Source organism: Thermofilaceae archaeon (genome assembly GCA_038731975.1).
Classification (GTDB): domain Archaea; phylum Thermoproteota; class Thermoprotei; order Thermofilales; family Thermofilaceae; genus JANXEW01.
The window spans coordinates 36827-60603 of sequence record JAVYQJ010000003.1 but is presented as its reverse complement, the minus strand read 5'-3'; the positions used below and the strand labels follow the sequence as shown (position 1 = coordinate 60603).

The following is a 23777-nucleotide window of genomic DNA, read 5'->3' as shown; positions in this document are numbered from 1 at the left end:
ATCAACCACCTCTTTCAGCTAGTACCTCACGAATGATCTTGCTCACATTTACGGGCTCTCCGTGATCACTCCTCGCGGGGTTGACACCATCTTCGCCGTACCTAAATTGTATCACGAAGCCTTCAGACGTCCGCACACTTCCATCGTAAGCGACGTAGAAGTCCTGAAGCGCGTTTGCCAATCTCCTGTACATGTAACCGCTCTGCGCAGTTCTAACAGCCGTGTCCACCAAACCTTCTCTACCGGCCATCGCGTGGAAGAAGAACTCCGTGGGCTTCAAACCCTCTTTAAATGAGGAGTACACATACCCTCTAGCGCGAGGTCCAACATCACCAGGCTTAAAGTGCGGCAATACCCTGTTCGAGAACCCTCTCTTTATACGTTCGCCCCGTAGGGATTGCTGACCCAGCATCGCGACCATCTGTGTGATGTTTAACATGTTGGCTCTAGCTCCTGTTCTCGCCATTATCACCGCCTCTTTCAGCATACCTACGTATCGGCTTGCAAGTTCACCCGCCCTGTCTCTCGCCCTTGATAAAACCTCCAGGATTCGTTGCTCAAGGGTATCCTCCACGCTCCTCCCTGGAAGAGGTTCGAGCAAGCCCTTTTCGAATAGTTCTATGTACTTTGCTACGTCTCTTTCAGCGTCGTTCATTACAGACTTGATGCCCTTCAAAGCCTCTTGCGGAATATCGAGGCTGTCCATGCCCAGTGTGAACCCATACATGTCCAGGTACATTATGAAAACCTTAAATAAACTATCAAGTAGTTCTCTACCTTTATCATTACCCATCTTTCTTAGATAATCATGTAGAAATGTTCGTGGTACCTGAGAGGCCACAGTGTTCTTATCGAAAACACCGATTAATAGCTCTCCCCTTTCAATGACAACATAGGAATCATACTGGCAGAATTCTTTAACACATACGTTACACTTACGGCATACCGAAGCTTTACATTCAAAGTTAAAGTTTTTATCTATGAATAGGCTAACCAGTTGTTTCCCAGTCCAATAGGGTCCGGGTTTCAGAATCGCCGGCTCTGGCAGAGGTCCTTCGTAGCCGCCCTCCATTAATAGGAGGGATATTTTCTTCTTACTCAAAATGGTATCTTTCCTCGTCAGTAAATATGCGCCAGTTATGTAATCGTGGAGACCACCTATTATCGGAGCGCCGTAGCGGGGCGATAGGATTTGCTCTTGCACCAGCATGAGCGTCAACGCTTCAGCTCTGGCTTCCTCGTTCTGCGGCACGTGAAGGTTCATTTCGTCCCCATCGAAGTCAGCGTTGTACGGCGGGCAGACCAGAAGATTCAATCGGAATGTCTTGTACGGTAGTACTCTTACCTTGTGTGCCATTATCGACATGCGGTGCAGCGAGGGCTGCCTGTTGAAGAGCACAATGTCACCATCCTGGAGGTGTCTTTCCACCACATAGCCAGGTTTAAGAGCTTCAGCTAAGGCAGCTCTATCTCTGACAAAGCGCAGGTCAATTCTACCGCCATCCGGTCGAACGATGTAATTTGCCCCTGGGTACTCGTGAGGCCCTCTCCTGACAAGTTCTCTTAACCTCTCAAGGTTCCACGGGGTAACCCGTTCAGGTACCACTAGAACCTTCGCAATCTCGATTGGTACTCCAACCTCGTTGATGCTTAGCTTTGGATCTGGGGATATTACAGTCCTGGCTGAAAAGTCGACGCGTTTACCAGCCAAACTGCCTCTGAAGCGCCCTTCCTTGCCCCTGAGACGCTGCGCCAGCGTCCTGAGCGGTCTCCCCGATTTATGCCTAGCTGGCGGGATTCCAGGAAGTTCATTGTCGAAAAGCGTTGCGACGTGGTACTGGAGTAGGCTCCAGAGATCATCGATTACCAGTTGAGGTGCACCTTCCTCAATGCTCTCCTTTAGCCTCTGGTTTATCCTTAACAAATCTACGAGCTTATGCGTTATGTCATCCTCCGATCTCATGCCGGACTCAAGAGTGATGGTCGGCCTCACCGTTATGGGAGGGACGGGAAGGACTGTGAGGACCATCCATTCGGGCCTAGCACTCTGAGGATCCATACCCAATGCCTCAAGATCCTCGTTGGGTATCCTCTCAAGCCTCTCACGGATTTCGGAGGGCCTCAGGATTATTGAACCACCCTCTCTCTCTTCGTAAAAGGTGTAGGGTTTCTCAAAGCGAATCTTGTACTGTTGAGCTTGACAATGGGGACACGTTGTGTACTTTGAGGCTTTTTTGGCCACATTCTCTCCATACTTGTACTTAAGAAGCGGCCATCGCGCCTCTAACTGCTTCGCCCTCCTCCTCGCCTTCTCTATCTCGTCCTGAGGCAACAGTAACCGGCCACAGACCCTGCATGTAGCTTTGAGGAGCAGGAAGATATGTTTGGCAAAGAGAGGGTGCACTACCGGCCTAGCCAGCTCAATGTGCCCGAAGTGACCTGGGCAGTAGGCTATGTAGTTCCCGCAGGTTTCGCAGCGAACTCCGGGCTCAACAGTCCCCAATCGGCGATCCATCGGGCCGCCTCGAATCGGTATCCCTTCCTCATCGTACGTCTCTGGGATTACGATTTGAGTGACGGAGAGCGCTCTTATGAGATCTGGGGATAAAAGGCCGAACTTTATCCCGCCGATCGTCTTAGTCTCTTCAAACTGCATAAAAATCACACCACCTCTACTTTGTCTTTCAGAATTAGCCTAGGTGCAATTCCTAGGCTCATAAGCTCTTGCAGTAGGAGCTTAAAAGCGTACGAGACGTATATCGGGTGGAGCTCGCCTTTGTCCCTGCATACGGGACATGTTGGTTCGTTTTTCCTCGCGTCATACCACCCTAGGAAACCGCAGTTGTTGCAAACAAATATCACAGTCTTGTCGGATGATTCGAACAACCTCTCCCTGAGCAGTATGGACGCACCATGACCCACCAAGCAGTCCTTCTCCATCTCACCGAATCTCAGGCCGCCCTCCCGTGCTCTGCCTTCTGTAGGCTGTCTCGTCAGAATCTGCACCCGGCCACGAGCTCTTGCGTGAATCTTGTCTGCCACCATGTGGTGAAGCTTCTGGTAGTAAACCACACCAATGAAGATTTCCGCTTCCAATCTTTCGCCAGTGACACCGTTATATAGAACCTCTTTCCCATCACTTCTGAAACCTAACATATGAAGAAGTTGTCTAAGCTGCTCTTCTGGCGTGCCCTCGAATGCCGTAGCGTCGATTGTGCGACCCGTAAGTGAGGCAACTTTACCAGCTAGCGACTCAAGAAGTTGCCCCACGGTCATTCTTGAAGGAATAGCATGAGGGTTGATTAGGATATCAGGAGTTATACCGTCTTCCGTGAAGGGCATGTCCTCGGCTGGTAAGATCAGTCCGATCACTCCTTTCTGGCCGTGGCGCGAAGCAAACTTGTCGCCGAGCTCAGGGATCCGCTGGTCTCTCACTCTAACTTTCACTAGCCTATTCCCGTCGGCATCTTCAGCGATTACGACGCGGTCCGCAATCCCCGATTCGCTAGGTCTGATGCTAATCGAGGTGTCCCTCCTTCTCGTCGTTGCTCTAGGCTCGAAGAAGCTGCTGATAAAGCGGGGCGGGCTCGTTTTACCTATTATCACTTCACCGCCTTTAACATCCGACTCGGGGAAGACTATGCCGTCTCTCGGATCAAGCTTTACGTATGCTTCTTTTGATCGATAACCCATTACGTCATCAGAAGGCACCTCGATTCTATCCTCCTGCCCTCCAGGGTACTTCATCTCCACAGTTTCATAGGTTCTAAAGAACGTTGATCGTGCTAGCCCTCTTTCAATGGCCGCTTTGCTAATTACGATAGCATCCTGGATGTTGTAGCCCGCTCCGGTTAAAACAGCTACGATCACGTTTTGGCCGAAGGGCCTCTCGTCAAGCTCCACCAGATCGAATACCCTAGTGCGAACTAGCGCTTTTTGAGGGTAGTGGAGGAAGTGCATCCTCGGGTCCATTCTGTGGAGAAAGTTAGCCATCGAGAAGCCAAGAGCCTGCTTAGCCATCGCGGCCTCGTAGCTGTTACGTGGAGACTGGTTATGCTCTGGGTATGGTATCACGGATGCCACAACGCCCAATATAGCAGCCGGTGAAATCTCAAGGTGCGTGGTTTCCTCGTTCACTTCATCGATCGAAGTGGCGATGAGCGCGTTCTCCTCTTCTTCGGGATCCAAGTACTCTACGATCCCTTGTCTCACTAAGTCACTCCAACTCCACTTTCCTTCCTTTAATTTCTCAATATCCTGCTTTCTTAACTTTAACCTTCCATTTTCAATAACTAGCAGAGGTCTTCGAATTCTACCGCTGTCACAGTTTATGTAAACCTCATCGATTTTTTCTGTTTTATAATGAACGACGTTAACCTCATGATGGATTTTACCCCGTCTCCTCAGCTCCCTGATAATCTTCGCTAGCGCATCACCATTCTCGTGCACACCGACCAGCTTCATGTTAATGTAGACTTTTGTTCCAGTGATGCCTTTCTCCCGCGCCTCTCGTATCGGCACAACCCCGAGCTTGTTTATCAGCAGGTCGCGGATCTCTTCCTCATCTATGCCTATTGAGATCGTCGCGAGAAGGGCCAGGTTTTTCACAAGACCACAGTTCTGGCCTTCGGGGCTTTCAACAGGGCATAACATTCCCCAGTGGGTTGCGTGGAGTTCACGCGCTTCGAAATGCGGTTGGGTCCGGCTAAGGGGTGAGACAACCCTCCTCAAGTGGCTAATCGTCGACAGGTAGTTCGTACGGTCGAGTATCTGGCTTACACCGGTGCGGCCACCTGGCCAGTTCCCGGTTGCAAGCGCACTCCTCAGCTTATCCGTGATGACATCGGCTCTTGCTAGGGTGAGGAGATTGATCTCCCTACTCTTGCCCCTGCTCTTCTCCAGCTGGTAGCCCAGATCCTTTACGAACTGTTTAAACGCCTGCCGAAACACGCTTGCCATTAAATCCCCGGCGAGCTTGAAGCGTTTGTTAGCGAGATGGTCCTTATCGTCCGGTGGTCGTCGGCCTAGGACCAGCTCGATCAACCTTTCAACCATTTGACCCAGGAAGTAGGCCTTATCCAGCCTGTTTTCCGGTTTAGTACCCAAGTGAGGGAGGAAGTATTGATCAATGACCTGTTGGGCGCGCTCTAGCCTGATATTCTTCGGCTGCCCTACGGCCACTCGAGCACCTATGTAGTCAAGAGCATCATCGACGGTCATCGCGATTCGGCTTTGCTCGAGGAGAGAGGGATAAAGTTCATTTAATATCTCTGGATCGCTCGTAACAGCATTAACAATCTCACGGTCGCTTTCAAGCCCCAGCGCCCGCATCATCACGACTAGCGGTATGCGTGAAGGAATCGAGGGGAAGCTAACATAGAGCTGCCCGTCCTTCGTCCTTTCCACGGTTACTGGTATCCTATAGGCGGCAGTCGAGGAGAAAACCTTAGCAACGTGAGTTACCGAACCCCCGCTCGGCCCATAATCTACGAGGATCCTATTAACGGCCAGGTCCTCCTGGACTATAAGCACTCTCTCCGAGCCGTTAACGATGAAGTACCCCCCAGGATCCTTAGGATCCTCGCCCACTTTCACCTGCTCCTCTCTACTCATCCTTGAAAGAGGACATTTAACCGATTTGACCATAATGGGAAGATCCCCGATATAGACAGTTGCCCTATCCTTCTCTTCTCCTTCTTCTACGAGTATCATTTCTAAGAAGAGGGGTGCTGCATAAGATAGGTTCCTGAGTCTTGCCTCCATCGGTAATATAGAACTCTCAGAACCATCAGCTTCCTTTACCCTGGGATTACCAACAGTAATTTTCCCAAAAACTACCTTTAAACCTGGAATCCCGGATTCAACAGATCCTACTTCATTAATTATTTCTTGAAGGGTTTTTTCCACAAACTTGTTGTAGGAATCTAAATGCTGGCGTACAAGACCATGCTCACGGATGAATGCTTCTATGAGGACCCACGCATCTTCTTTGCTATACCTCCATTCTTCATCCATAAGCTATCCCCTCACTACCACTCTGAAGGCAACAGATACCCCCGCGGTTGGGCTCTTCCTCACTATCATAACCACATCACCAGGCTTAGCTCCAATAGCTTTTGCGACAGGATCGGAAGCAAGCAGCCAGGGGAGTTGACGCCTAGTGATACCCATTCTCTTGAGAATCCTAGAAGCCTCCTCTTTGCTCAGCAGTATATGCTGTGGTACGAGCTCGTGCTCGAGAATGTTTACTCTCCGTGTACCCATAGCTTTGGGCCCGAGGGAGACGCTCTATATAAAGTTTAAGCTAGTAAGACGTAGAAAGGGAAAAGAAATGCTGTAACGTAGCTGCGAACAGGCAGGTCTAGATTTCGTCTACGCGCCTAGCCCACACGTCTGGTAGGCCTTTCCTTCTTCTGCGCATTGGCCAGCCGAGTTCCTCGTCGTATCGCTCAATGCCTAGTGATTTTTCAATGAGTATTCTCCTTTCTATAGCTGCGACGAGCTCCCTAGTTCGAACGATAACATCCGGGTTAACGCTCACGCTATCGATGCCGTGCCTCACTAGGAACTCCGTGAACTCGGGGTATACGGAGGGGGCTTGGCCACAGATACTGACCGTCCTGTAACCGTACGGTGAGTTGTGGGCCTTCTCAATCAGCATAGCTATGGCAGTCTTGACAGCCGGGTCCCTCTCGTCGAAGTACCTCGGATCAATCTTCGGTAGAATAGCACTGTCTCTGTCGGTTCCGAGCGTTAACTGGGTTAAGTCGTTGCTCCCTATGCTGAAGCCGTCGAAGTACCTTGAGAACTCCTCCGCCAGGAAGATTATGCTCGGAACCTCGGCCATCGCCCAGATTTTGAAGTCCCTGCTGCTCTCAAGACCCTCCTCTGCCAGGATTTTAATGAACTTCTCAGCTTCCCATAAGGTTCTTACGAATGGCGCCATTACCCAGACGTTAGTGAGTCCCATCTCGTCCCTTACCTTCTTGATCGCCCGAACCTCGAGGCGGAAAGCCTTCTCGTACTGCGGGCTAATGTACCTGCTAACACCACGCCAACCTATCATCGGGTTATCCTCGTGAGGCTCGTACTTTTCGCCACCAGTTAGCTGCCTGTACTCGTTCGTCTTGAAGTCGCTGAACCTGACTACGACCGGCCTCGGATAGATTTCCCTCGCAACCATCGCTATACCCTCAGCCATCCTATCGACGAGAACGTCACCCCTCCCCGTCTCAAGCAGGTAGAGCGGGTGCTCCTTGACCCAGCTGGCCATGATAAACTCAACTCTCATCAGACCGATACCGTCGAACGGTAAGTCCTTGTACTCGTGTATCTTGTCGGGTACTCCTAGGTTCATGTAGATCTTCGTGGCAGTTACGGGCTTCAGGACAATCTCGATCGGCGCTGCTAAAGCCGCGGCGGGCTTCTCCTCCTTCTTGCCCAACAGTTCCTCAACGTAACCCTCGTACACGACACCCGCTCTCGCATCAACGGTGTATCCCTCACCCGTCCTCATGACCTTAGTTGCCTCACGCGTACCCACGATGCAGGGAATGCCAAGCTCCCTGCTGACAATCGCAGCGTGGGCGGTCATTCCGCCCTCGTCAGTCACAATCGCAGCGGCGAGCCTCATGTAAGGTACCCAATCCGGATCCGTCATTTTCGTCACGAGGATGTCGCCCTTCTGCATCAGCTTCTTCGCGTCCTCTAGAGTGAGACAGACTTTAGCGACGCCAAATACCACACCGGGGCTTGCGGGTAAACCCTTCACTACAGGCTTCGCCTCCGCCAACCTAACAGCCTTCGCCTCGGCTGGTTTAGCTTCGGCGGCCTTCACGCTCCACACAGTCTCAGGCCTTGCCTGAACTATAAACACGCTCTCAGGGAACTTGAGATCCCTATCGACAGCCCATTCGATATCCATCGGCCTACCGTAGTGCTTCTCGATCTTGTTCGCGAGCTCAGCGAGCAGGCGAACCTCGTCGTCAGTTAAAGCGGGCGCGTTCCTCCTCTCAGGCTCTACTTCCCGTTCGATGTTCCGGCCTGTAACAGGATCCCTAACTAGCTCTCTCACCTTCTCTGAAACCCTTCTCTCTACAATTTGAAGCGTGTTCTTGTCAACCACCCATTCGTCAGGAGTCACCTTACCGGCTACGACAGACTCTCCTAAACCCCAGGCTCCCTCGATAACGATCTTATCCTTCTCGCCAGTGACCGGGTGTATCGTGAACATCACTCCAGCTGATCTAGAGTTCACCATCTTCTGGACGGCAACGCTAATCAGGACTTTCTCGTGCGCAAAACCCTTGCTCTCTCTGTAGAAGATGGCTCGTGGAGTAAAGAGGCTCGACCAGCACTTCTTAACCTTCTCCACGACCTCGTCCTCACCCTTCACGTTAAGGTAAGTCTCCTGTTGCCCTGCGAAACTCGCATCCGGAAGATCCTCCGCAGTCGCGCTGCTGCGTACTGCTACGAACTCCTCAGCTTTGCCCAAACGCTTACATAACTCCCTGTAGGCTTTACGAATAGCCTCCTCGATATCCTTTGGCATGGGGGTCTTTTCAATCAATTCCCTGATCTCACGGCTAGCTTCGATGTAATCCTCGGGCGCTGAGGCACCTGGCTTCACCCTTTCTCTTAAGATCCTCTGTATCTCATCCTTGATCCCCGTCTCTTCTATGAACCTCCTGTAGGCGTAGGCCGTAACTGCGAAGCCGGGTGGCACAGGAATACCCGCGCGGATCATCTCACCCAGGTTTGCGTTCTTGCCACCGACTAGTGGAACGTCATCCTTCGTTAACTCCTCAAACCACAGTATGATTTCCGTAGCCTTATCCTTCATCCTGTTCCCAGGGGGTGTTGTAATCACGCCTTAAGAGCTTTCCTTACCGAGCAAAACGCGAGCAAAGTGCGGTGCAAATTGCAATGAACTAACGGACCCTCGCCAGGGGTTGAGGCAAATCTCAGGCCTTATTCTACATGAATATCTAGCTATTTTTCAGACTTTTACATATCACTCTAGAATATTAGCTTATTGAAAATTACATATCATTATAGTTTTCGTCTTAAAAGTTTTAGTTCTTTCTCTACTCGTGCTCGAAGAACCTCATCGAGAAACTCGTTTTTACTCCCAAGTTTCATTATCGTGGACACCGCGATCACGTGGGAGCAGATACCCCGCTCCCTAAAGCCGGGGCAAGTGCAGGAGAGAGCGCCTCCAATGACACGAACTATGTGCCGGTTCTTCCTTCCCATTACGTAGTACATCAAGTCGCTTATTCTAACCACCCTTCCCTCTTTAATCAGCCAAGCGGCCTTCGAAACCATGCTAGCTCTCTCATCACTCATGGTTCATTCCCCAGCGCATCACGTGCAAATACGTTAGAAAGGCTTCACGGGACTAATGGCTCCACAAGCCAGGCATCTGAGCTGCATTATCCTTCTCTCCTCCCTCTTGAGAATGGTATCAGGACTGCCGCAGACCGGACAGTAAACGTATCCCTTCATGAAGACGCTGAGAAGACTGGCAACCATCTTTGGAGTTGTTACGCCGTATATCACTGCAACGTCGCCCTCAATGTTCCCCGAAGCTCCCAGCTCCTTAAGTAGAAACCTCAATACAAGGCGTGGCTCACGGTTGATGATATCGCAAATTCTCTTAAAATTCATTATGAACGTTCTTTTCCCAGATACTACAACGTCAGGTGGCTCAACTTCAAGCCTCTCCCTTCTCGTGGTCTTTTCAGGCAGCAGCTTATACGCTCTCTCGAGCAGCGTCTCGTAATCGAGATGTTCCACCACACAATCTGGGTTCACTAGGAGATAAATGCGTGTCGCCGCTGCGTCAGACTAAACGCCACGCGTTATGGCTTGAGAAAGTATAAATACGTGCTCTGCGGGCACTCAAGCCGCTTGAGATGGAGTACTGCCCCAGCTGTGGTAACTTGCTCCTCCCGAGAAGGAAGGATGGTCAAGTAGTGCTAGTGTGCCGAAGGTGTGGCTACGAGAAAACTGTAAGCAATCCCTCTGCTTACAGAGTTGTACGACAGGCACGCCATGGTCCTGAGGATACCATTCTGGTGATTGACCGTGAGGTAAGCGTTGAGACGCTGCCTAAAGCCAAGGTTGAGTGCCCACGCTGTGGGCACTTAGAGGCATACTACTGGGAGGCTCAAACGAGGGCTGGCGACGAACCTGCGACACGCTTCTTCAGATGCGTAAAATGCGGCTATACGTGGCGCGAATACCAGTAGCCGCTTCGAGCGAGTAGTATAAATACCTTCATTCGAGCCATTACACGATTGATATGCCGTTACTATTTGAGTTCCCGGACGCGCGGGATTGGAGGTACCTCATAGAAAGCTTAGAGACTGTAATCGAAGAGGCGAGCTTCATAGCCGATAACGAGGCTCTCCGCCTTAGAGCTCTCGATAGCTCACGCATAGCTATGGTTGACCTGTACTTACCGAGAGAGAGCTTCAGCACGTACGAGATCGACGAGGTGCCTACTAGGATTGGCGTGAACTTCGACGAGTTTAATAAAATTCTGAAGCGCGCCAAAGCCGATGATAAGATAATTTGCCGCGTAGAGGGTGGTAGACTGAAAGTAACCCTATCGGGTAAAGCCGAGAGAACGTTCTCGCTCCCCATCATTAGCACTGAGGGTGGAGAGCTCCCTGTACCTAAGGTAACGTTTGATGTTACAGCTAAGATGGTTTCCGATACATTTAGAGACTCGTTGAAAGAAGCTGAGCTTATAAGCGATACGATTAGATTCGCTGGCGAACAGAGAGAGTTGAAACTTGCGGCGCGCAGCGATAAGGGTGAGTGGGAAGCGATCTTCTCTATGGAAAAGGGATCTTTAATAGAGTACGAAGTAAGACAGCCTTCGTACTCGTCCTACAGTCTGGAATACCTAAATGATATTGTGGGTAAGGCGTACAGGATAAGCGACCTTGTTACAATCGAGTTTTCAACAAACAAACCATTGTGCTTAACCTTCGACATAGCGGCCGGAGGCATACTCAGGTTCTTCTTAGCACCGCGGATGGAGTAGAATGGTAGCACCCAAGATCGAAGTAGCGCTTTCGCCAGAAGACTTCCGTAAATACCCCTTCCTCCCTGAGGCGGTAGAGCGGGCAAAACGACTGGGCATCACCCTTAACGACTTGGCGATTCCAGCTTTGAGAGAGGTTCTCGAGCGGGCTGGGACCTATGTTAGAGCCGCAATCGACTCTAAAGCGCTTCCCCCACCCGCAGACGATTGCGATGTAGAGATACTATCGTACATGACTACACTGATCCTACTCCGCATGGTCTTCGATAGAATGCTCATCAGGCGTTTTGGTGTACTATTTTCTAAAAGATTTTCACAGTTTATAGCAAGCGAGGATTTAATTAAAATAATCTATATTTTAAATAAAATTGGTATAAAAGTGAAAATTCTTGATGAGGATTTCTCTGGTTTCAACATAATGGTAAACGTTCTAGATTATATCGAGAATATTCCAGAAAGTAAAGGACCATGGAAGCTTGCCCATAGGCTGGTTGATCACGGATGGGTTTCCGTTAACAAGTTTGAAGTTATCAGGCTGGGTGAGGAAGCTCTCAAACGGTTTGTAGAACAGCGGGTTGAAAACCTTCAGCTGGACGGTTTAGGACTCCCCAATGAGGTGTTCTCACTCGTTGAGGAGATAAGCAGGGAGTGGAGCCAAAAACTGAAGGAGATTAAGGAGGCATGGATTCCCACCGATGCAACAGGCTTTGAGCAGGCTCTACCCCCCTGCATGGCAGCTATACTGGAAAACCTGCGAGCTGGCAGGAACATACCTCACAGCGCTAGATTCGCGCTCGCCTCGTTCCTTCTTAACATAGGTTTGAGCGTTGAGGAGGTTCTTGATGTTTTCAAGGCTGCCCCAGACTTCAACGAAAGGATCGCCCGATACCAGGTCGAGCATATTGCTGGCATGAGGGGCTCTAAGAAGAAGTATTCCCCGTACAAGTGCGATAACATGAGAACTCTAGGGCTCTGCGTGGCCGAGTGCAAGGTACGACACCCGCTGCAGTACTTCTGGTTAAGGCGCCGTGGAAGGGTTGTGCGGCATGAAGGCTCCTGATGCCACCAAGTTAGTGGTTCAGCTCTTTAGAAGCTATTACAAGCGATTAAGGGAGGAGGATATCTACGTGAACGATCTCCAGAAAAGAGAGTTTGCATTTACCTACTTCACCGAAGGGGGTATGCGGAGGCATATCGCCTTCGGTAGTAGCTCAGAGCTGGTGAGATACCTAGCGGAAGCTGTACCGCGTCACGCTTACCACTCGGCGGCCTACTACCGTGACCCCGCTGCGAAGACGATGGATGATAAGGGTTGGGAGGGGGCTGATCTCATCTTCGACATTGACGTGGATCACATAGACACGCCATGCAAGGAGCAGCATGACAAGTGGTTCTGCAGAACATGCGGTTCAACCGGTTGGGGTGCACCTTCCCGGTGCCCCAGTTGCGGTAGCGAGAACCTCGAGAAGCATACCTGGGTCTGCAACGTTTGCATCAGCGTCGCGCGCGACGAGATCCTGAAACTCGTGGATTTCTTAGAGCGAGATTTCGGCTTCACTTCCCACGACCTCTTCATCACGTTCTCTGGGCACAGGGGTTTCCACGTGCGCGTAGAAAGCGAGGAAGTTAGGTGGGTAAGCCAGGACGGCAGGCGCGAGATAGTTGACCACATAAAGGGTTTAGGTTTGGACATCAAACAGATGGTAATCAAGACGGCAGGCGGTTACAAGCTACGCTACGGAATGCCAGTCTCTGGTTGGTATGGACGGATAGCCCGTTGGGCAGTACTGACGACGGGGGAAGAAAACCCTGTCTTAAGCTTAGAGGAATGGAGAAAGCTGCTCAGCGAGTGTATAGCGAAGGAGGCCGTTGCCATAGACGAGAGAGTTACCGTGGATACTAAGCGTTTAATAAGATTACCGAATAGCTTGCACGGCAAGACTGGGTTGCGCGTTACTCCACTCACCGTACAGGATTTGGAGAGCGAGGATCTTCTCGAGAGAGCCAAAGTTTTCAGGGATGGTGAAGTAGCCGTGAAATTCGAGAACGAACCCCCAAAAACTGTCTTAGACATCAGTTCGACCGCATCTTCGAGAACACTGCCCCTCTACGCGGCTGTGTACATGCTGCTCAACGGAGTCAGCTTCTCCAAGTTTGTCCTGCTTTAAACGTGAGCAACTATCTTAAAGCTCTCACCATAAACTTCTCTTGGGAATGAAGCTGCTGACAGAGCTTCAGAGCGCTTTGCGAAGGGAACTTGAAACAGGGGAGTTACTCGACCTTGAAGAAGACTTTTATGACAACGTTCAGAATTGGTTAAAATCGCTAAGCACTGAGACGGGCAGAAACACAACTGAACTGCCCGATGAGCTTGCAGAGCGCGCGAAAGCGACTGTTAAGAAGCTGCTTATATTGAGGTTGACCAAGGAGCTTAACTACCTCTGGACACACGGTGTCATACCCGAGAAACGATTACCCAAGCAGGAAGCCGCTTTGCTGAAGAGCATTCTTAGCATCCTCAGTAGAATAACATGTGAAGAGGCTAAGGAGCAAGAGGAAGTGCCCGAGAGAGAAGATAGATCTACTGCTCTACCCGTACGAGGATTTAACATGATGGCGCTAGTTTCTTTTAAGAAACCGTACACTAAGCTGGTGCTATCGAACGGAAAGCTTCTAGGTCCCTTCTCGATCGGCGACATAGCTGTCTTACCGTTAAGCGACGCTGACATGCTGGCTCGCGACGAAACTGTTGAAATAATCATGAGTTTTACCGTTTGATCCGCGAAGGCTTCTCAGTCCAATTACAAGTCTCTTAAAGGAGGGGATAAAACAAAGCTTGGCGAGGTTATATGCTCCCGCAGAGTCTGGTTTGTGTACGCCACCTTTCTTCCGGACGGTTCAACCTGAAAGACGTCGATGACCGGCTGTGCAGACCTAGCTAAACGTTTTTAAGCTCGGGAAAACGGCAAGGGTGAGTTGAGATGAAGTTTCCAAGGGCGATCAGAACGTATTGTCCGCGCTGCAAGACTCATACCAATCATAGCGTAACACTCTACAAGCCCGGAAAGAGACGGACATTGGCGGAGGGGCAGCGACGCTACCTAAGGAAGCAGAAAGGCTATGGATCAAAGAGGAAGCCCGAGCAGAAGGAGTTTGCTAAGGTCACCGAAAAGCAGGTGATTAAGATAAAATGCTCTGTTTGCGGCTACATACAACACAGAAGCTTGGGCAGAATGAAAAAGCTAGAAATAGTTGAAAAAGCGTGATAGGTATGCCTAAATTCAGTAAAATTCTCAAACCAGTTCCCAGAAGCCGCTTCATACTAGTGAGATGCCCTGACTGCGGCAACGAGCAAGTATTGTTCAGCCATTCATCAACGCCAGTTTTCTGCAGGGTCTGCGGTCGCGGACTGGCTAAGCCGACCGGAGGTAAAGCCATCATAGAGGCGCAACCTGTTCGTGTCTTAGATAAGTTCTAGGGGGGTCTGGTGACCACCGTTAAACGGCTCCCAAAGCTTCACGAACTTGTGATCGGAACCGTAAAGAGGATCGAAGAGCATGGAGCATTCGTGACATTGGATGAGTACCTTAACCTTGAAGCTTACGTTCCCTTAAACGAAGTGTCGCACTCGTGGTTTAAGAGCATAAGGGAGGTTCTGAAAGTGGGCCAGAAGAGGGTGTTCAAGGTTATCCGTGTCGACCCGCGACGCGGTCTAGTTGACGTCTCTCTGAAAAGAGTTACCGATAGCGAAAGAAGGAAGAAAATGCAAGAATGGAAACGTTTTCAGAGATCGATGAAATTGTTAGAATTATCGGCTGAAAAATTGAATAAAAGCATAGAGGAGGCACTTGAAGTAGCCCTAAACCTCGAAAACTTTTACGGCGACACTCTCGCTGGTTTAGAGGCTGCTGTAAAGGAGGGCCCTGAGGCTCTTCAGCGAGCGGGAGTCAAGGAGCCTTGGCTCTCGGTACTTTATGAGCTGGCTAAAAGTTACGTAAGAATACCAAAAGTTAAAGCGAGTTTAATGTTCTCAGTAAGCTGTACCCACGGCGACGGTGTAGAAAGACTGCGTAGTATTCTCGGGGCCTGGAGCGAGGTGATCAAGTCCTTTCCCGATCTAACGGCCCGGTTCTACGTCGTTGGACCGCCTAGGTATAGGATGGACATAGAGGCTTATGATCCAAAACGAATTGAAGCGTTCATCAATGAAGTTAGTAAGGCGATTCTTTCTAGAGCAAGCGAAAAAGGTTGCCAGGCATCCTTTGAGAGGTTGAAATTGGAGTAGTGGAGCTATGGTTTCGAGATGGTTATTGAGGAAGTGTACAAGGTGCGGCACTTACACTCTCAATAGGGAAGGTTGCCCCAAGTGCGGCGGCCCCGTGCGTATACCTCATCCCCCCAGGTTCTCTCCGGAAGATAAGTATAGCAAGTACAGGAGGATGCTTAAAATGCAATCTGCTCGCAATCAGGGTTCCGTTTAATCACTTGGGTATTCGACTTTGAAGACCAAAACCCACTCGTTAGGCCTAGAGGCGTAGACTAGTTTGAAGTGAGTGGGCGGGGGTATATCCGGGCTGGGACCCCGATAGTTGGATATTGGTGTTCCATAGAACGGCAGCTTCTCGAATATGAAGAGTCGCCTCTCCAACGTTTTGACGAAGAGGAGGCGGTACAAGGTAGCGTTGCGCGCTTCCGGAGTGTCTGCGGGCACGAGCACAGGGTAATTGTCTACATACCCTATGCCAACGTACCGATTGGGGTCTGCACCGATCCAGCGAGCCATTTGGTAGCTTTTTGCCAGATCTCCTCCAACGCCTCCGTACGCCGGTGAGAAGTAAACGTTGCCTAAGTACTGTAGTTGAGCCCTGAGGAAAGGCTCGAATACGACTACATAGGTTACATTCAACTCCCTAAAAATCTTCAACGCTTCCTCCTCGCTCGAAAGGAAGGCGGTGGCGATCCTTTGTATCTGCTTCGTGTCTATCGTAGCATTATCGCAGGTGGTGTTCCTTCCCGTGTTCACGGAGATCCAGTAGCCGTAGTCCCACCACGTGGCTATGACAGCGTTCTTCGGCACATTAGCTTTGATCCATTCGAGAGCTGAGAGCCAATCTAAGTACTGGTAGTTGTAGTCCAATACTGGGATCGAGGAGGAAAGTATCAAAGCGGGTTGGTGCGTCGCTGCTATGGAGTTCGTGTCGGCTACGGTGGGGAGAGGCAGTAAAAGCACTATCGCGAGGGGGAGGAGAGCCAGCTCAAAGCCCGGTTGAAGCCCCCTTTTGGCACTCGACTTCTGCCGCCACAATCGCATGGCCCCCTCCATGAGCTCGCTTATTGCATACCCGGCTAGCAACGCTACGGCCGGCGCCATAATTAAGGTAAGCCTGGCCATAGATGCGGCAGCGTAGGCTGCGCTGACCCAGAACAGCAGCATGAGAGTATCTTCGATCCTCCTCCTATACTTGTAGCCGCATAGTAGGGCTCCGAAACCCGAAAGAGGGAGGAGCATACCGTAGCTACCGTAGATGGAGGCCCACGTGGGTACCGCATGCTCAGCTACCGTAGTTACTCCGACCTCGCGAAGCACGGGAAGCAGAATGGCCATGATTCTGCCCGGGAGCGCCGTCAGGAGCCCCATGTACCACAGGATCAGAGCTACAACCGCCAGACCACCCGCAACGATCGAGGCAGTCTTCCTATCCAAGCGCAAACCCATCCTAGGAACGCGGTGCAGCATAACGAGCACGGATAACAGTTTAGCCGACCACGGCAGCAACGCAGCATACGAGGCGAAAGCATAGATTGGCCCGAAGCGCGGCATAACCGCTATTAAGATATCGGCGATTACAATGAGGGGTAGGAAGGCCTTCGCTACGTTGACGTCTTCCGGGTTGAAGAGCAGCCAGACTAGTACAGTGAGGGAGACGAGGTTCCAAGCGTATAGGAAGCCACCCCAAGCTAGGATGACTATGCCCATCGCTAAACCGGCGAGGAGGCCCCTCAGCACCGACCCTCTCCTTGCCCCGCTGATCAACAGGTAGAGCGTTAGCAGCATGAACGGTATAGCTACACCCTCGTGCTTCGCTCCTAAGTTCGTCCTGAAGATGAAAGGCCAGCTACAAGCCATGAATACTGCTGCGAGAACCCCCGCGCTCGAATCCCAGACCTCCTTGGCCAGAAGGTAGGCGAAGATGCTAGCTGTCGCAGCCCACACAGCCGGAATAAAGGCGTGCACCGTGTACAAATCCACTTCAAATCCAAGATCCTTCAGAAGCTTATAAACTGAAGCTGAAAAGAGAGGTGCTCCGAGTTGACTACTTGCCCTTAAATCCCTCCCAAAGGGCGCCCAGAACAACGTGTCTCTCTCCCCCCTATCAAACCACCAGCTGAACCACCACGCAAGCCCTCTTAGTAGGCTGCCATTACCCTTCTCAAGCAGTTTCTCAGCCAGGTAGTACTCGTAGAAGGGGTCGAACTCGTTTAGGTACACCCCCCATCTGAGGGGAGCCAATCTCAGAAGAAGAGCTATAACGACGCTGAGGGTAACAACTAATGCGGCAATGAAGCTCGGTTTCGCAAAGAAGCTTATGCACGCAGTAAGCCCTCGCGCAAGTTTAGCCAGTAGCGACTTCCAGCCCTCGTTCCTCATCGCCTAGATACTGTCGACGGGGCTTAAAAATTTGTGCGAGACCCCTCTTGGCGTGCGCTACTTTTTCCGAACCCTAACCACTATTTTCTTAGGCTCCAGAGAAAGCTTCCGGAGACACCTGGGGCACTTATCCCCATACCTGGACAATATCTTTAGTACATCTACCGGTTTTTCGCCAGCGTGAAGCACGTAAGAGCACCAGCTGCAAACCACGTAGTACATAACGCTAGAAGCTACAGAGGGGGTGGTTTTAGTGCATATCGGCTAACTCAAGCACAATGTTGCCGCCAGTGTTTCAGCGCACGACCCTGCGAAGAAGTGTCAAGGCTACAAGAGCGTAGGCCAAAAGGAGGGTCGAAGTGAAAAGAGCCGCTGGGATTGCCATTGCTTCAGCCATGTTCACTACGAGTACAGTGAGTGTTATGTCGCTGCCCATCACCATCATCGTTGCGCCTGTTTCACCGAGCGAGCTTAGAAGAGCAAGAACGGCCCCAGCCACTATGCCGCGCTTGAGCATGGGAAGCGTTATTGTCTCCAGAGCATCGTAGGGCGATGCACCGAGCGTTCGTGCGACCTCCTCGAACGTCTCGGGCTTTATGCTCTCGCTAGCTGACATGAGAGTTTCGAACACGACTGGCGTCGTGAAGGCTATATGCACCATTATCGTGAGCCAGATGCTGGGATGCGCCAGCCGAAGACCGTTTTCACCGTATAGTAAAAGGGCCGAAAGGCCTGTCGCGCTCGTTGGAACGACCAGCGGGATCCTAAAGAGCGCCCTGATAACTGGTACCAACTTTGTCCCCCTGATAGCTGTGAAAAGCAGGATCGAGAGGTAGGTGGCAACGAGTGTGGAAAGGCCTGCGACGACAAGTGAATTTAAGGCGGCCCTTATGATGAGAGGCCAGTAACCAACAGGCCCAAACACTTGGTAAAGGATGCCTCCCTCAACTCTCCCGGTATATGGTTCACGGCTCCAGTACTCGATCGTACTCTTCATCACAAAAAGCACGGGAAGAAGGACTACCAGGAAGAGTACAGCTACAATGAAAGCTTTGAATGAGCTTGTCAGAAAACGCCCATGTGAAAGCTTAGACTCAATTTTTACTAGCATTCGTTCTACTCTTGTATCTTTAACTTCCCTACCCAGTCCTATTCTCTTAGATAAGAGCTCGATCGGCAGTACGAGGGCCATAGTTGATGCAACCATGAGACTGGCGAGAAAACTGGCTAGCCCGAAGCGTAGTGCCCCGACAAGCCTCACTATAGCGACGCTTGCAGGTACGTTTACTCCGGCAACGATAACGCTGGCCCCTGTCTCCCCGAGCGAGCGGGTGAGCGCAAGCACAGAACCTGAAACTAAGCTCGGTAGCATGAGGGGGAGAACCACGCGGCGGAACGTGGTGAGAGTGGATGCCCCTAAGGATCTAGAAACGAGCTCGTAGGCTTCCCCTAGAGTCTCCAACGCCGCCGTTAGCGGCCTGACAAGGTACGGGAGAGAAAGGGCCACGTGCGTTATCAATAGGAGTGCGGGCACATTGATCACGGGTATCACGAATTCCTGCGAGATGATTCCCCTACCAAGGTTGAAGAATGACGCTAGGCCGAGTGGACTGCTCCATGTTATTAACACGGAGAAACCGAATGCTGAAGTCGGTAGCACTAAAGCGAGGGTAGCTACGTTCTCAAGAAGCTCGTACCCCCTGATGCGGCGACGCGATATAATGTAAGCAAGGGGTACTCCGATGGCCAAATTTAACGCAAGCGTCGATAGAGAGAGCCTGAGGGAGAGGGAGAGAGCCTTTACTATCAACTGCCAGTAACCGCTTCCCACTATGTAGTGGTTAAAAGCCTCCTCTACAACCTTCCCGGCATGCATTACTACGTAGACTACAACGTATAAAGAGGGGGCAAGCACGAGGAAAGATGAAATAGCCAGAACCGCTATAGTGTAGGCGGACTTAACGTACTTAACGAACCTCACTCACTACACCCCGGGGTTTCGTACTTCAACCCAAACCTCCAGAATCGCCTCAAGCACATCTCCTCTTGGAGGTTTAAGAGCCCTCGCCTTTATCTCGCCAAGGACACCATTGTCTTCATTAAATATTGACTCGTTAAGGTGAACCAGGGGGTTCACCGGGCGAAAACCGAAACGCTGAGCAAGCTCCTGCACTTCAGGCTGAAGCAGGAAAAGAAGGAGCTCGCGGGCTGCGAGCTTCTTCCACGGGTCCACCCACTCAGCATCTATCATGACGAGCGGGTGATCGCTGTAGAGAACCCCAATCCTTGGATAGACCGCTACTAAGCCCGTTCCCCATTTAGCGCGCGCTTTAGCTGCGGTGCTTATCACCACGTTCTCGTATACAGCGAAGAAGGAGATGGCTTGAGGCCCGTTCTCGACCGCCCACTCGCCGAAGAACCCCGTAGATTTACCGTAGAACACCGCCTTCGACTCTATCGTCTTAACGATTTCAAGCGTTTTAGGGTTTCTGATATCGTCGATTGTCAGCTGATCGGGGGTCTTATTCACAGCCTCACAGAATTGCAAGAGCAGCGCCATAAGGCCGCTATTTGAAAGCATAGGGTCTGTATGGCCATACTTGAAGTCGACGCCTGCCTTAGCGAGCATGTAGAGGTCGGCAAACCCCCTGACACCGTACCGAGCGACAAGATCGCCCCACCCAGCTAAGACAAGGGGGCTTAGCGCTATCGGGTACCATTCGCCTACGATATCGTTGCCATGCATTTTCTTCCACTTCTCTTCAAGGTACGGTATCCATATGCTCGAAGCGGGGCTCCAGACATCCGGTTTTACGCTACCGCTCAGTATTAGGTTGACGGTCTCGTGCGAGCCTGTCACGTACAGCTTTAACTCCAGCTCTATGCCGTACTTTTCCCGGAAATGTTTCTCGAAAAGCGGTTTAATAGCGTTAATCCAAGCCTCCTTCTCACTCGTGAAAAGGAAGACCAGCTCGATCCTCTCAGGTGCTCCTGATGTGGAGAGAGCTACTCTGTAGCCGTAAACTCTAGACATCAGGACGCCACAGAGTAAGCCTATCAGAAGCCCTGTCAGGAGTAGCAAGTAACCCCTCTTCACCACGTTAATCTCACCACAACCTCTCGAACTATATCGCAAGCGTCTTCGCAAGCATCAGCTACATGCTCGAGCGCATCTAAAGCGCTGAAAAGCATCACCACGATGGGGGCCGACAGGTTTGATGCCGCATCTATAAGGAGGGTTCGGCATTCAGCGTAAACAGAATCGATGTCCTCCTCTAATTTCTCTACCGTATCAGCAGCGTTTAACGCAGCTAAAGGTTCTTCCTTAAGGTATTTGACAGCGCCATACGTAGCTTCAACTATAGCTCCCAACTTGGAAGACATTGCCACGTACACGTCACGTACTTGGCTCGGAACCTCGTACGAGCTCAGAATTGTTATCACGCGGGCAGCTTCCAGCGACCAATCGGCAATCCTGTCGACACGGCCCATCAACCTCAACAAGAATGTTCTTTCAACAGCGTCGCCTGCACTTCCACCAGCCAGCAACCTGGCAGTTGAGTTTCTCAAATTATCAGCCGCCTTTTCGAAGGCCTTCACGGCGTTGTAGCGGGCAGTAAGATCGATCGTGCCAGTTCTCCAGGAAACGATTAGCTCTTGGAGGGCCTTGACGCAGTTCATAACTTCACGCACGTGGGCCTCCAAAGACTGGAGAACCTTCTCCCGCCTCTTATCGCTAAACCAGGCTAAAATGCCTTCACTACTCATACCTTACCGCCTCCTCAAGCCCCTCCTTCGGGTACGGAAAGACCAGAGCATCCTCCGGGTTAAAAGTCAGTCGTACGCTGGCCCCCACCTCGATTTTCTCACGCGATCTCACGATCAACGAAACCCCTCCATTTAACCGAATCACGTACTTGTAGGTTTTGCCCAGAAACTCGCGCATATCGACGACTCCTTCGATCCGCCCATCGTTCGCGAACCTCAACTTTTCGGGTCTAATGGTTAGTACTGCGAGCCCGCTCGTCACTGAACCCCGACCCTTCAGGACTGCTGACCCGATATCAAGCACAGCGAAATCCCCACTCGCTTCCACTACTTTACCTACTAGGAAGTTATTCTCTCCGCCGATGAACCTTGCCACAAAAAGTGATCTAGGCCTGAGGTACAGCTCGAGAGGACTACCGATCTGCTCAATCCTCCCCCTCCTCATTACGGCAATTCTGTCAGCAACAGCCATCGCCTCCTCCTGATTATGCGTAACATGAATCACAGTCAAACCCAAACTCTTCGCAACCCTACGCACCTCGTATCGGAGTCTCTCAGCTGTTCGGGGATCCATTGAGCCGAACGGCTCGTCCAGCAGCAATAGCCTAGCGCCGGAGGCTAAAGCCCTAGCCAGAGCCACCTTCTGTTGATCTCCCAGGCTAAGCTCGCTGGGTAGGCTAGCCGCCCTCAATTCGATGCCCATTGAGGACAGTATTTCACGTGCGGTATCCTCCGCGCTCTTCACCCCTTTAACTACAGCCGGGTACAGTACGTTACTCTTGACAGTCATGTGGGGGAAAAGGTATATTTCCTGAAATATCAATCCTATTTCCCTCTTTTCTGGAGGAAGATCATTTACTAATCTCCCGAAAATGTATACTTTCCCGTTGTCAGGGCGCTCGAGGCCTGCAATACACTTAAGCAGCGTGCTCTTTCCCGAGCCGCTCGGCCCAATTATAGCGAAGTACTCTCCCTCTCTCACCTCGAAGGAGACTTTGTCTAGAGCTACGATGTTGCCAAAGCGCTTTGACAAGTTTAAAACGTGGAGGGCCACACCGCTCATAGCTCCACCTCCTCCTCGAGTCCTCTGAATTCATACGCGAGCAGGGGTTCAGATACGTCGAAGTTTATGTCCGCACCGGCTCTCAAGCTTAATCTCGGCTCGACGTCGGCCTCCAGCCGTAAGTTTCCTATCTGAAGCCATACCCTCGCTATACCACCAACCAGGGATACGTCGACTATCCTCCCACGAAACCTTCCTTCACCCAATTCTATGCTTTCTGGTCTAACTGCGACCAAAACGGTGGATCCTCGTCTTAGGCCGCGATGCTCGACTTTAACCACGCCCAATCCTTCGACTTTCGCTAGGCCCACCACGCCGTACGACTCGATTAACTGCCCTCGCAGTAGGTTAGCCCCTGACACGAATTTAGCGCAAAAGGGGGACCGAGGGTGGAAGTATACATCCTCCGGCTCACCGATCTGCTCAATCCTCCCCCTCCTCATTACGGCAATTCTGTCAGCAACAGCCATCGCCTCCTCCTGATTATGCGTAACATGAATCACAGTCAAACCCAAACTCTTCGCAACCCTACGCACCTCCCTCCGAACCTCAAGCGTCAAGACCGCATCGAGGGCTGTTAGCGGCTCGTCCAACAGCAGAAGCCTAGCGCCGGAGGCTAAAGCCCTAGCTAAAGCTACTCGTTGACGCTGCCCACCTGACAACTGGTGCGGGTAACTATCAGCTCGGTGCAACAAGCCGACTAGTTTCAACGCTTCTTCAACGCGCCTTTCGATCTCGTGCTTTGGGTACCCCTTGATCCACAGGCCATAGGCAACATTCTCCCACACCGTCATATGGGGGAAGAGCGCGTAGCCGGGAGGCATATAGCCTGCAAGCCTCTTGTCGGGTGGCAATCCAACCACGCTTGAACCGTCAAAAAGGATGTCCCCACTATCCGGCTGCTCAAGACCTGCGATACACTTGAGCAGCGTACTTCTACCTGAGCCGATTGGCCCGAGAACAACGAAGTATTCACCCTGCTCAACTTCAAAAGTGATACCATCAAGTGCCCTAATTGGACCGTAGGACTTCGTGAGATCTTTCACTGCGATGCTAGCTCCTCTCATTCTAATGAAGGCCCTTTAATGATCACCTTTTCTTGATGATGTACTTTACAAATTCAGCTGTATAAGGTGGTATATAGAGCTTCATAGGTTACTTGGCGGTCCTCCGCGCGACAGTCGGATCAGAGTCAATCCTCTCTTCACAAATCGTCCGGCAGATCACTCATCATCGATCAA

General features: G+C 51.2%; 21 protein-coding genes. 9 read left to right on the top strand and 12 right to left on the bottom strand.

What is annotated here, in order from left to right:
* Position 1: 1 nt before the first annotated feature.
* The 6 genes from rpoA1 to QXF46_02860 all read right to left on the bottom strand — a co-directional run bounded on the left by rpoA1 (position 2) and on the right by QXF46_02860 (position 9801).
* On the bottom strand, positions 2-2656 hold the full coding sequence (gene rpoA1, locus QXF46_02885; GenBank protein MEM0225797.1) for a DNA-directed RNA polymerase subunit A': 2655 nt from the start codon (positions 2654-2656) through the stop codon (positions 2-4).
* A gap of 5 nt (positions 2657-2661) precedes the next feature.
* Positions 2662-6015 carry a DNA-directed RNA polymerase subunit B gene (locus QXF46_02880; GenBank protein MEM0225796.1) on the bottom strand — a complete coding sequence of 1118 codons (3354 nt, stop codon included), beginning with the start codon at positions 6013-6015 and terminating at the stop codon, positions 2662-2664.
* 3 nt (positions 6016-6018) lie between these two features.
* Positions 6019-6264 (bottom strand): DNA-directed RNA polymerase subunit H, encoded by a 246-nt coding sequence (locus tag QXF46_02875; GenBank protein ID MEM0225795.1) that lies wholly within the window; start codon positions 6262-6264, stop codon positions 6019-6021.
* 97 nt (positions 6265-6361) lie between these two features.
* Positions 6362-8842 (bottom strand): phosphoenolpyruvate synthase, encoded by a 2481-nt coding sequence (ppsA, locus tag QXF46_02870; GenBank protein MEM0225794.1) that lies wholly within the window; start codon positions 8840-8842, stop codon positions 6362-6364.
* 209 nt (positions 8843-9051) lie between these two features.
* Positions 9052-9348, bottom strand: coding sequence for an SWIM zinc finger family protein (locus QXF46_02865; GenBank protein MEM0225793.1), 297 nt, complete (start codon positions 9346-9348; stop codon positions 9052-9054).
* Positions 9349-9381: 33 nt separating this feature from the next.
* Entirely contained in the window at positions 9382-9801 is a 420-nt protein-coding gene (locus QXF46_02860; protein ID MEM0225792.1) for a translation initiation factor IF-2 subunit beta, read from the bottom strand.
* Positions 9802-9917: 116 nt separating this feature from the next.
* Between QXF46_02860 and QXF46_02855 the strand changes: the two genes are divergently transcribed.
* The 9 genes from QXF46_02855 (at position 9918) to QXF46_02815 (ending at position 15537) form a co-directional block, all read left to right on the top strand.
* Entirely contained in the window at positions 9918-10253 is a 336-nt protein-coding gene (locus tag QXF46_02855) for a transcription factor S (protein MEM0225791.1), read from the top strand.
* Positions 10254-10306: 53 nt separating this feature from the next.
* Positions 10307-11056: a proliferating cell nuclear antigen (pcna) gene (gene pcn, locus QXF46_02850; GenBank protein MEM0225790.1), complete on the top strand. Its 750-nt coding sequence runs from the start codon at positions 10307-10309 to the stop codon at positions 11054-11056.
* A gap of 1 nt (position 11057) precedes the next feature.
* Positions 11058-12116, top strand: a complete 1059-nt coding sequence (locus tag QXF46_02845; GenBank protein MEM0225789.1) for a hypothetical protein — start codon at positions 11058-11060, stop codon at positions 12114-12116.
* Positions 12103-13224 carry a DNA primase small subunit PriS gene (locus QXF46_02840; protein MEM0225788.1) on the top strand — a complete coding sequence of 374 codons (1122 nt, stop codon included), beginning with the start codon at positions 12103-12105 and terminating at the stop codon, positions 13222-13224. Before QXF46_02845 ends, QXF46_02840 begins: the two co-directional genes overlap by 14 nt.
* A 46-nt stretch (positions 13225-13270) precedes the next feature.
* A complete protein-coding gene (locus tag QXF46_02835) occupies positions 13271-13834 on the top strand; it encodes a hypothetical protein (GenBank protein ID MEM0225787.1) in 564 nt (187 codons plus the stop codon).
* A gap of 203 nt (positions 13835-14037) precedes the next feature.
* The gene (locus QXF46_02830) at positions 14038-14322 is read left to right on the top strand and encodes a 50S ribosomal protein L44e (GenBank protein ID MEM0225786.1); all 285 of its coding nucleotides are present in this window, start codon (positions 14038-14040) and stop codon (positions 14320-14322) included.
* Positions 14323-14327: 5 nt separating this feature from the next.
* On the top strand, positions 14328-14534 hold the full coding sequence (locus QXF46_02825; GenBank protein ID MEM0225785.1) for a 30S ribosomal protein S27e: 207 nt from the start codon (positions 14328-14330) through the stop codon (positions 14532-14534).
* 9 nt (positions 14535-14543) lie between these two features.
* Complete coding sequence (locus QXF46_02820; protein ID MEM0225784.1) at positions 14544-15341, top strand: translation initiation factor IF-2 subunit alpha; 798 nt, start codon at positions 14544-14546, stop codon at positions 15339-15341.
* 7 nt (positions 15342-15348) lie between these two features.
* Entirely contained in the window at positions 15349-15537 is a 189-nt protein-coding gene (locus QXF46_02815; protein ID MEM0225783.1) for an RNA-protein complex protein Nop10, read from the top strand.
* Here the strand turns inward: QXF46_02815 and QXF46_02810 are convergent.
* The 6 genes from QXF46_02810 to QXF46_02785 form a co-directional block, all read right to left on the bottom strand.
* The gene (locus tag QXF46_02810) at positions 15534-17705 is read right to left on the bottom strand and encodes an STT3 domain-containing protein (protein MEM0225782.1); all 2172 of its coding nucleotides are present in this window, start codon (positions 17703-17705) and stop codon (positions 15534-15536) included. The two genes, QXF46_02815 and QXF46_02810, sit on opposite strands and share 4 nt — an antisense overlap.
* Positions 17706-18000: 295 nt before the next feature.
* Positions 18001-19686, bottom strand: coding sequence for an ABC transporter permease subunit (locus tag QXF46_02805; GenBank protein MEM0225781.1), 1686 nt, complete (start codon positions 19684-19686; stop codon positions 18001-18003).
* Positions 19687-19689: 3 nt separating this feature from the next.
* The gene (locus tag QXF46_02800) at positions 19690-20805 is read right to left on the bottom strand and encodes a substrate-binding domain-containing protein (protein ID MEM0225780.1); all 1116 of its coding nucleotides are present in this window, start codon (positions 20803-20805) and stop codon (positions 19690-19692) included.
* Positions 20799-21473: a DUF47 family protein gene (locus QXF46_02795; protein MEM0225779.1), complete on the bottom strand. Its 675-nt coding sequence runs from the start codon at positions 21471-21473 to the stop codon at positions 20799-20801. Before QXF46_02795 ends, QXF46_02800 begins: the two co-directional genes overlap by 7 nt.
* Entirely contained in the window at positions 21466-22536 is a 1071-nt protein-coding gene (locus QXF46_02790; GenBank protein ID MEM0225778.1) for an ABC transporter ATP-binding protein, read from the bottom strand. Before QXF46_02790 ends, QXF46_02795 begins: the two co-directional genes overlap by 8 nt.
* The gene (locus QXF46_02785) at positions 22533-23603 is read right to left on the bottom strand and encodes an ABC transporter ATP-binding protein (GenBank protein ID MEM0225777.1); all 1071 of its coding nucleotides are present in this window, start codon (positions 23601-23603) and stop codon (positions 22533-22535) included. The genes QXF46_02790 and QXF46_02785 overlap by 4 nt, the downstream gene beginning before the upstream one ends.
* Positions 23604-23777: the final 174 nt, after the last annotated feature.

Excerpts from the sequence above, each read along its gene's own strand:
- pcn (MEM0225790.1), top strand. The coding sequence starts at position 10,307 with ATGCCGTTACTATTTGAGTTCCCGGACGCGCGGGATTGGAGGTACCTC.
- QXF46_02825 (MEM0225785.1), top strand. The coding sequence starts at position 14,328 with ATGCCTAAATTCAGTAAAATTCTCAAACCAGTTCCCAGAAGCCGCTTC.
- QXF46_02830 (MEM0225786.1), top strand. The coding sequence starts at position 14,038 with ATGAAGTTTCCAAGGGCGATCAGAACGTATTGTCCGCGCTGCAAGACT.
- QXF46_02880 (MEM0225796.1), bottom strand. The coding sequence starts at position 6,015 with ATGGATGAAGAATGGAGGTATAGCAAAGAAGATGCGTGGGTCCTCATA.
- QXF46_02835 (MEM0225787.1), top strand. The coding sequence starts at position 13,271 with ATGAAGCTGCTGACAGAGCTTCAGAGCGCTTTGCGAAGGGAACTTGAA.
- ppsA (MEM0225794.1), bottom strand. The coding sequence starts at position 8,842 with ATGAAGGATAAGGCTACGGAAATCATACTGTGGTTTGAGGAGTTAACG.
- QXF46_02815 (MEM0225783.1), top strand. The coding sequence starts at position 15,349 with ATGGTTTCGAGATGGTTATTGAGGAAGTGTACAAGGTGCGGCACTTAC.
- QXF46_02840 (MEM0225788.1), top strand. The coding sequence starts at position 12,103 with ATGAAGGCTCCTGATGCCACCAAGTTAGTGGTTCAGCTCTTTAGAAGC.
- QXF46_02785 (MEM0225777.1), bottom strand. The coding sequence starts at position 23,603 with ATGAGAGGAGCTAGCATCGCAGTGAAAGATCTCACGAAGTCCTACGGT.
- QXF46_02845 (MEM0225789.1), top strand. The coding sequence starts at position 11,058 with ATGGTAGCACCCAAGATCGAAGTAGCGCTTTCGCCAGAAGACTTCCGT.
- QXF46_02790 (MEM0225778.1), bottom strand. The coding sequence starts at position 22,536 with ATGAGCGGTGTGGCCCTCCACGTTTTAAACTTGTCAAAGCGCTTTGGC.
- QXF46_02875 (MEM0225795.1), bottom strand. The coding sequence starts at position 6,264 with ATGGGTACACGGAGAGTAAACATTCTCGAGCACGAGCTCGTACCACAG.
- QXF46_02855 (MEM0225791.1), top strand. The coding sequence starts at position 9,918 with ATGGAGTACTGCCCCAGCTGTGGTAACTTGCTCCTCCCGAGAAGGAAG.
- QXF46_02795 (MEM0225779.1), bottom strand. The coding sequence starts at position 21,473 with ATGAGTAGTGAAGGCATTTTAGCCTGGTTTAGCGATAAGAGGCGGGAG.
- QXF46_02810 (MEM0225782.1), bottom strand. The coding sequence starts at position 17,705 with ATGAGGAACGAGGGCTGGAAGTCGCTACTGGCTAAACTTGCGCGAGGG.
- QXF46_02865 (MEM0225793.1), bottom strand. The coding sequence starts at position 9,348 with ATGAGTGATGAGAGAGCTAGCATGGTTTCGAAGGCCGCTTGGCTGATT.
- rpoA1 (MEM0225797.1), bottom strand. The coding sequence starts at position 2,656 with ATGCAGTTTGAAGAGACTAAGACGATCGGCGGGATAAAGTTCGGCCTT.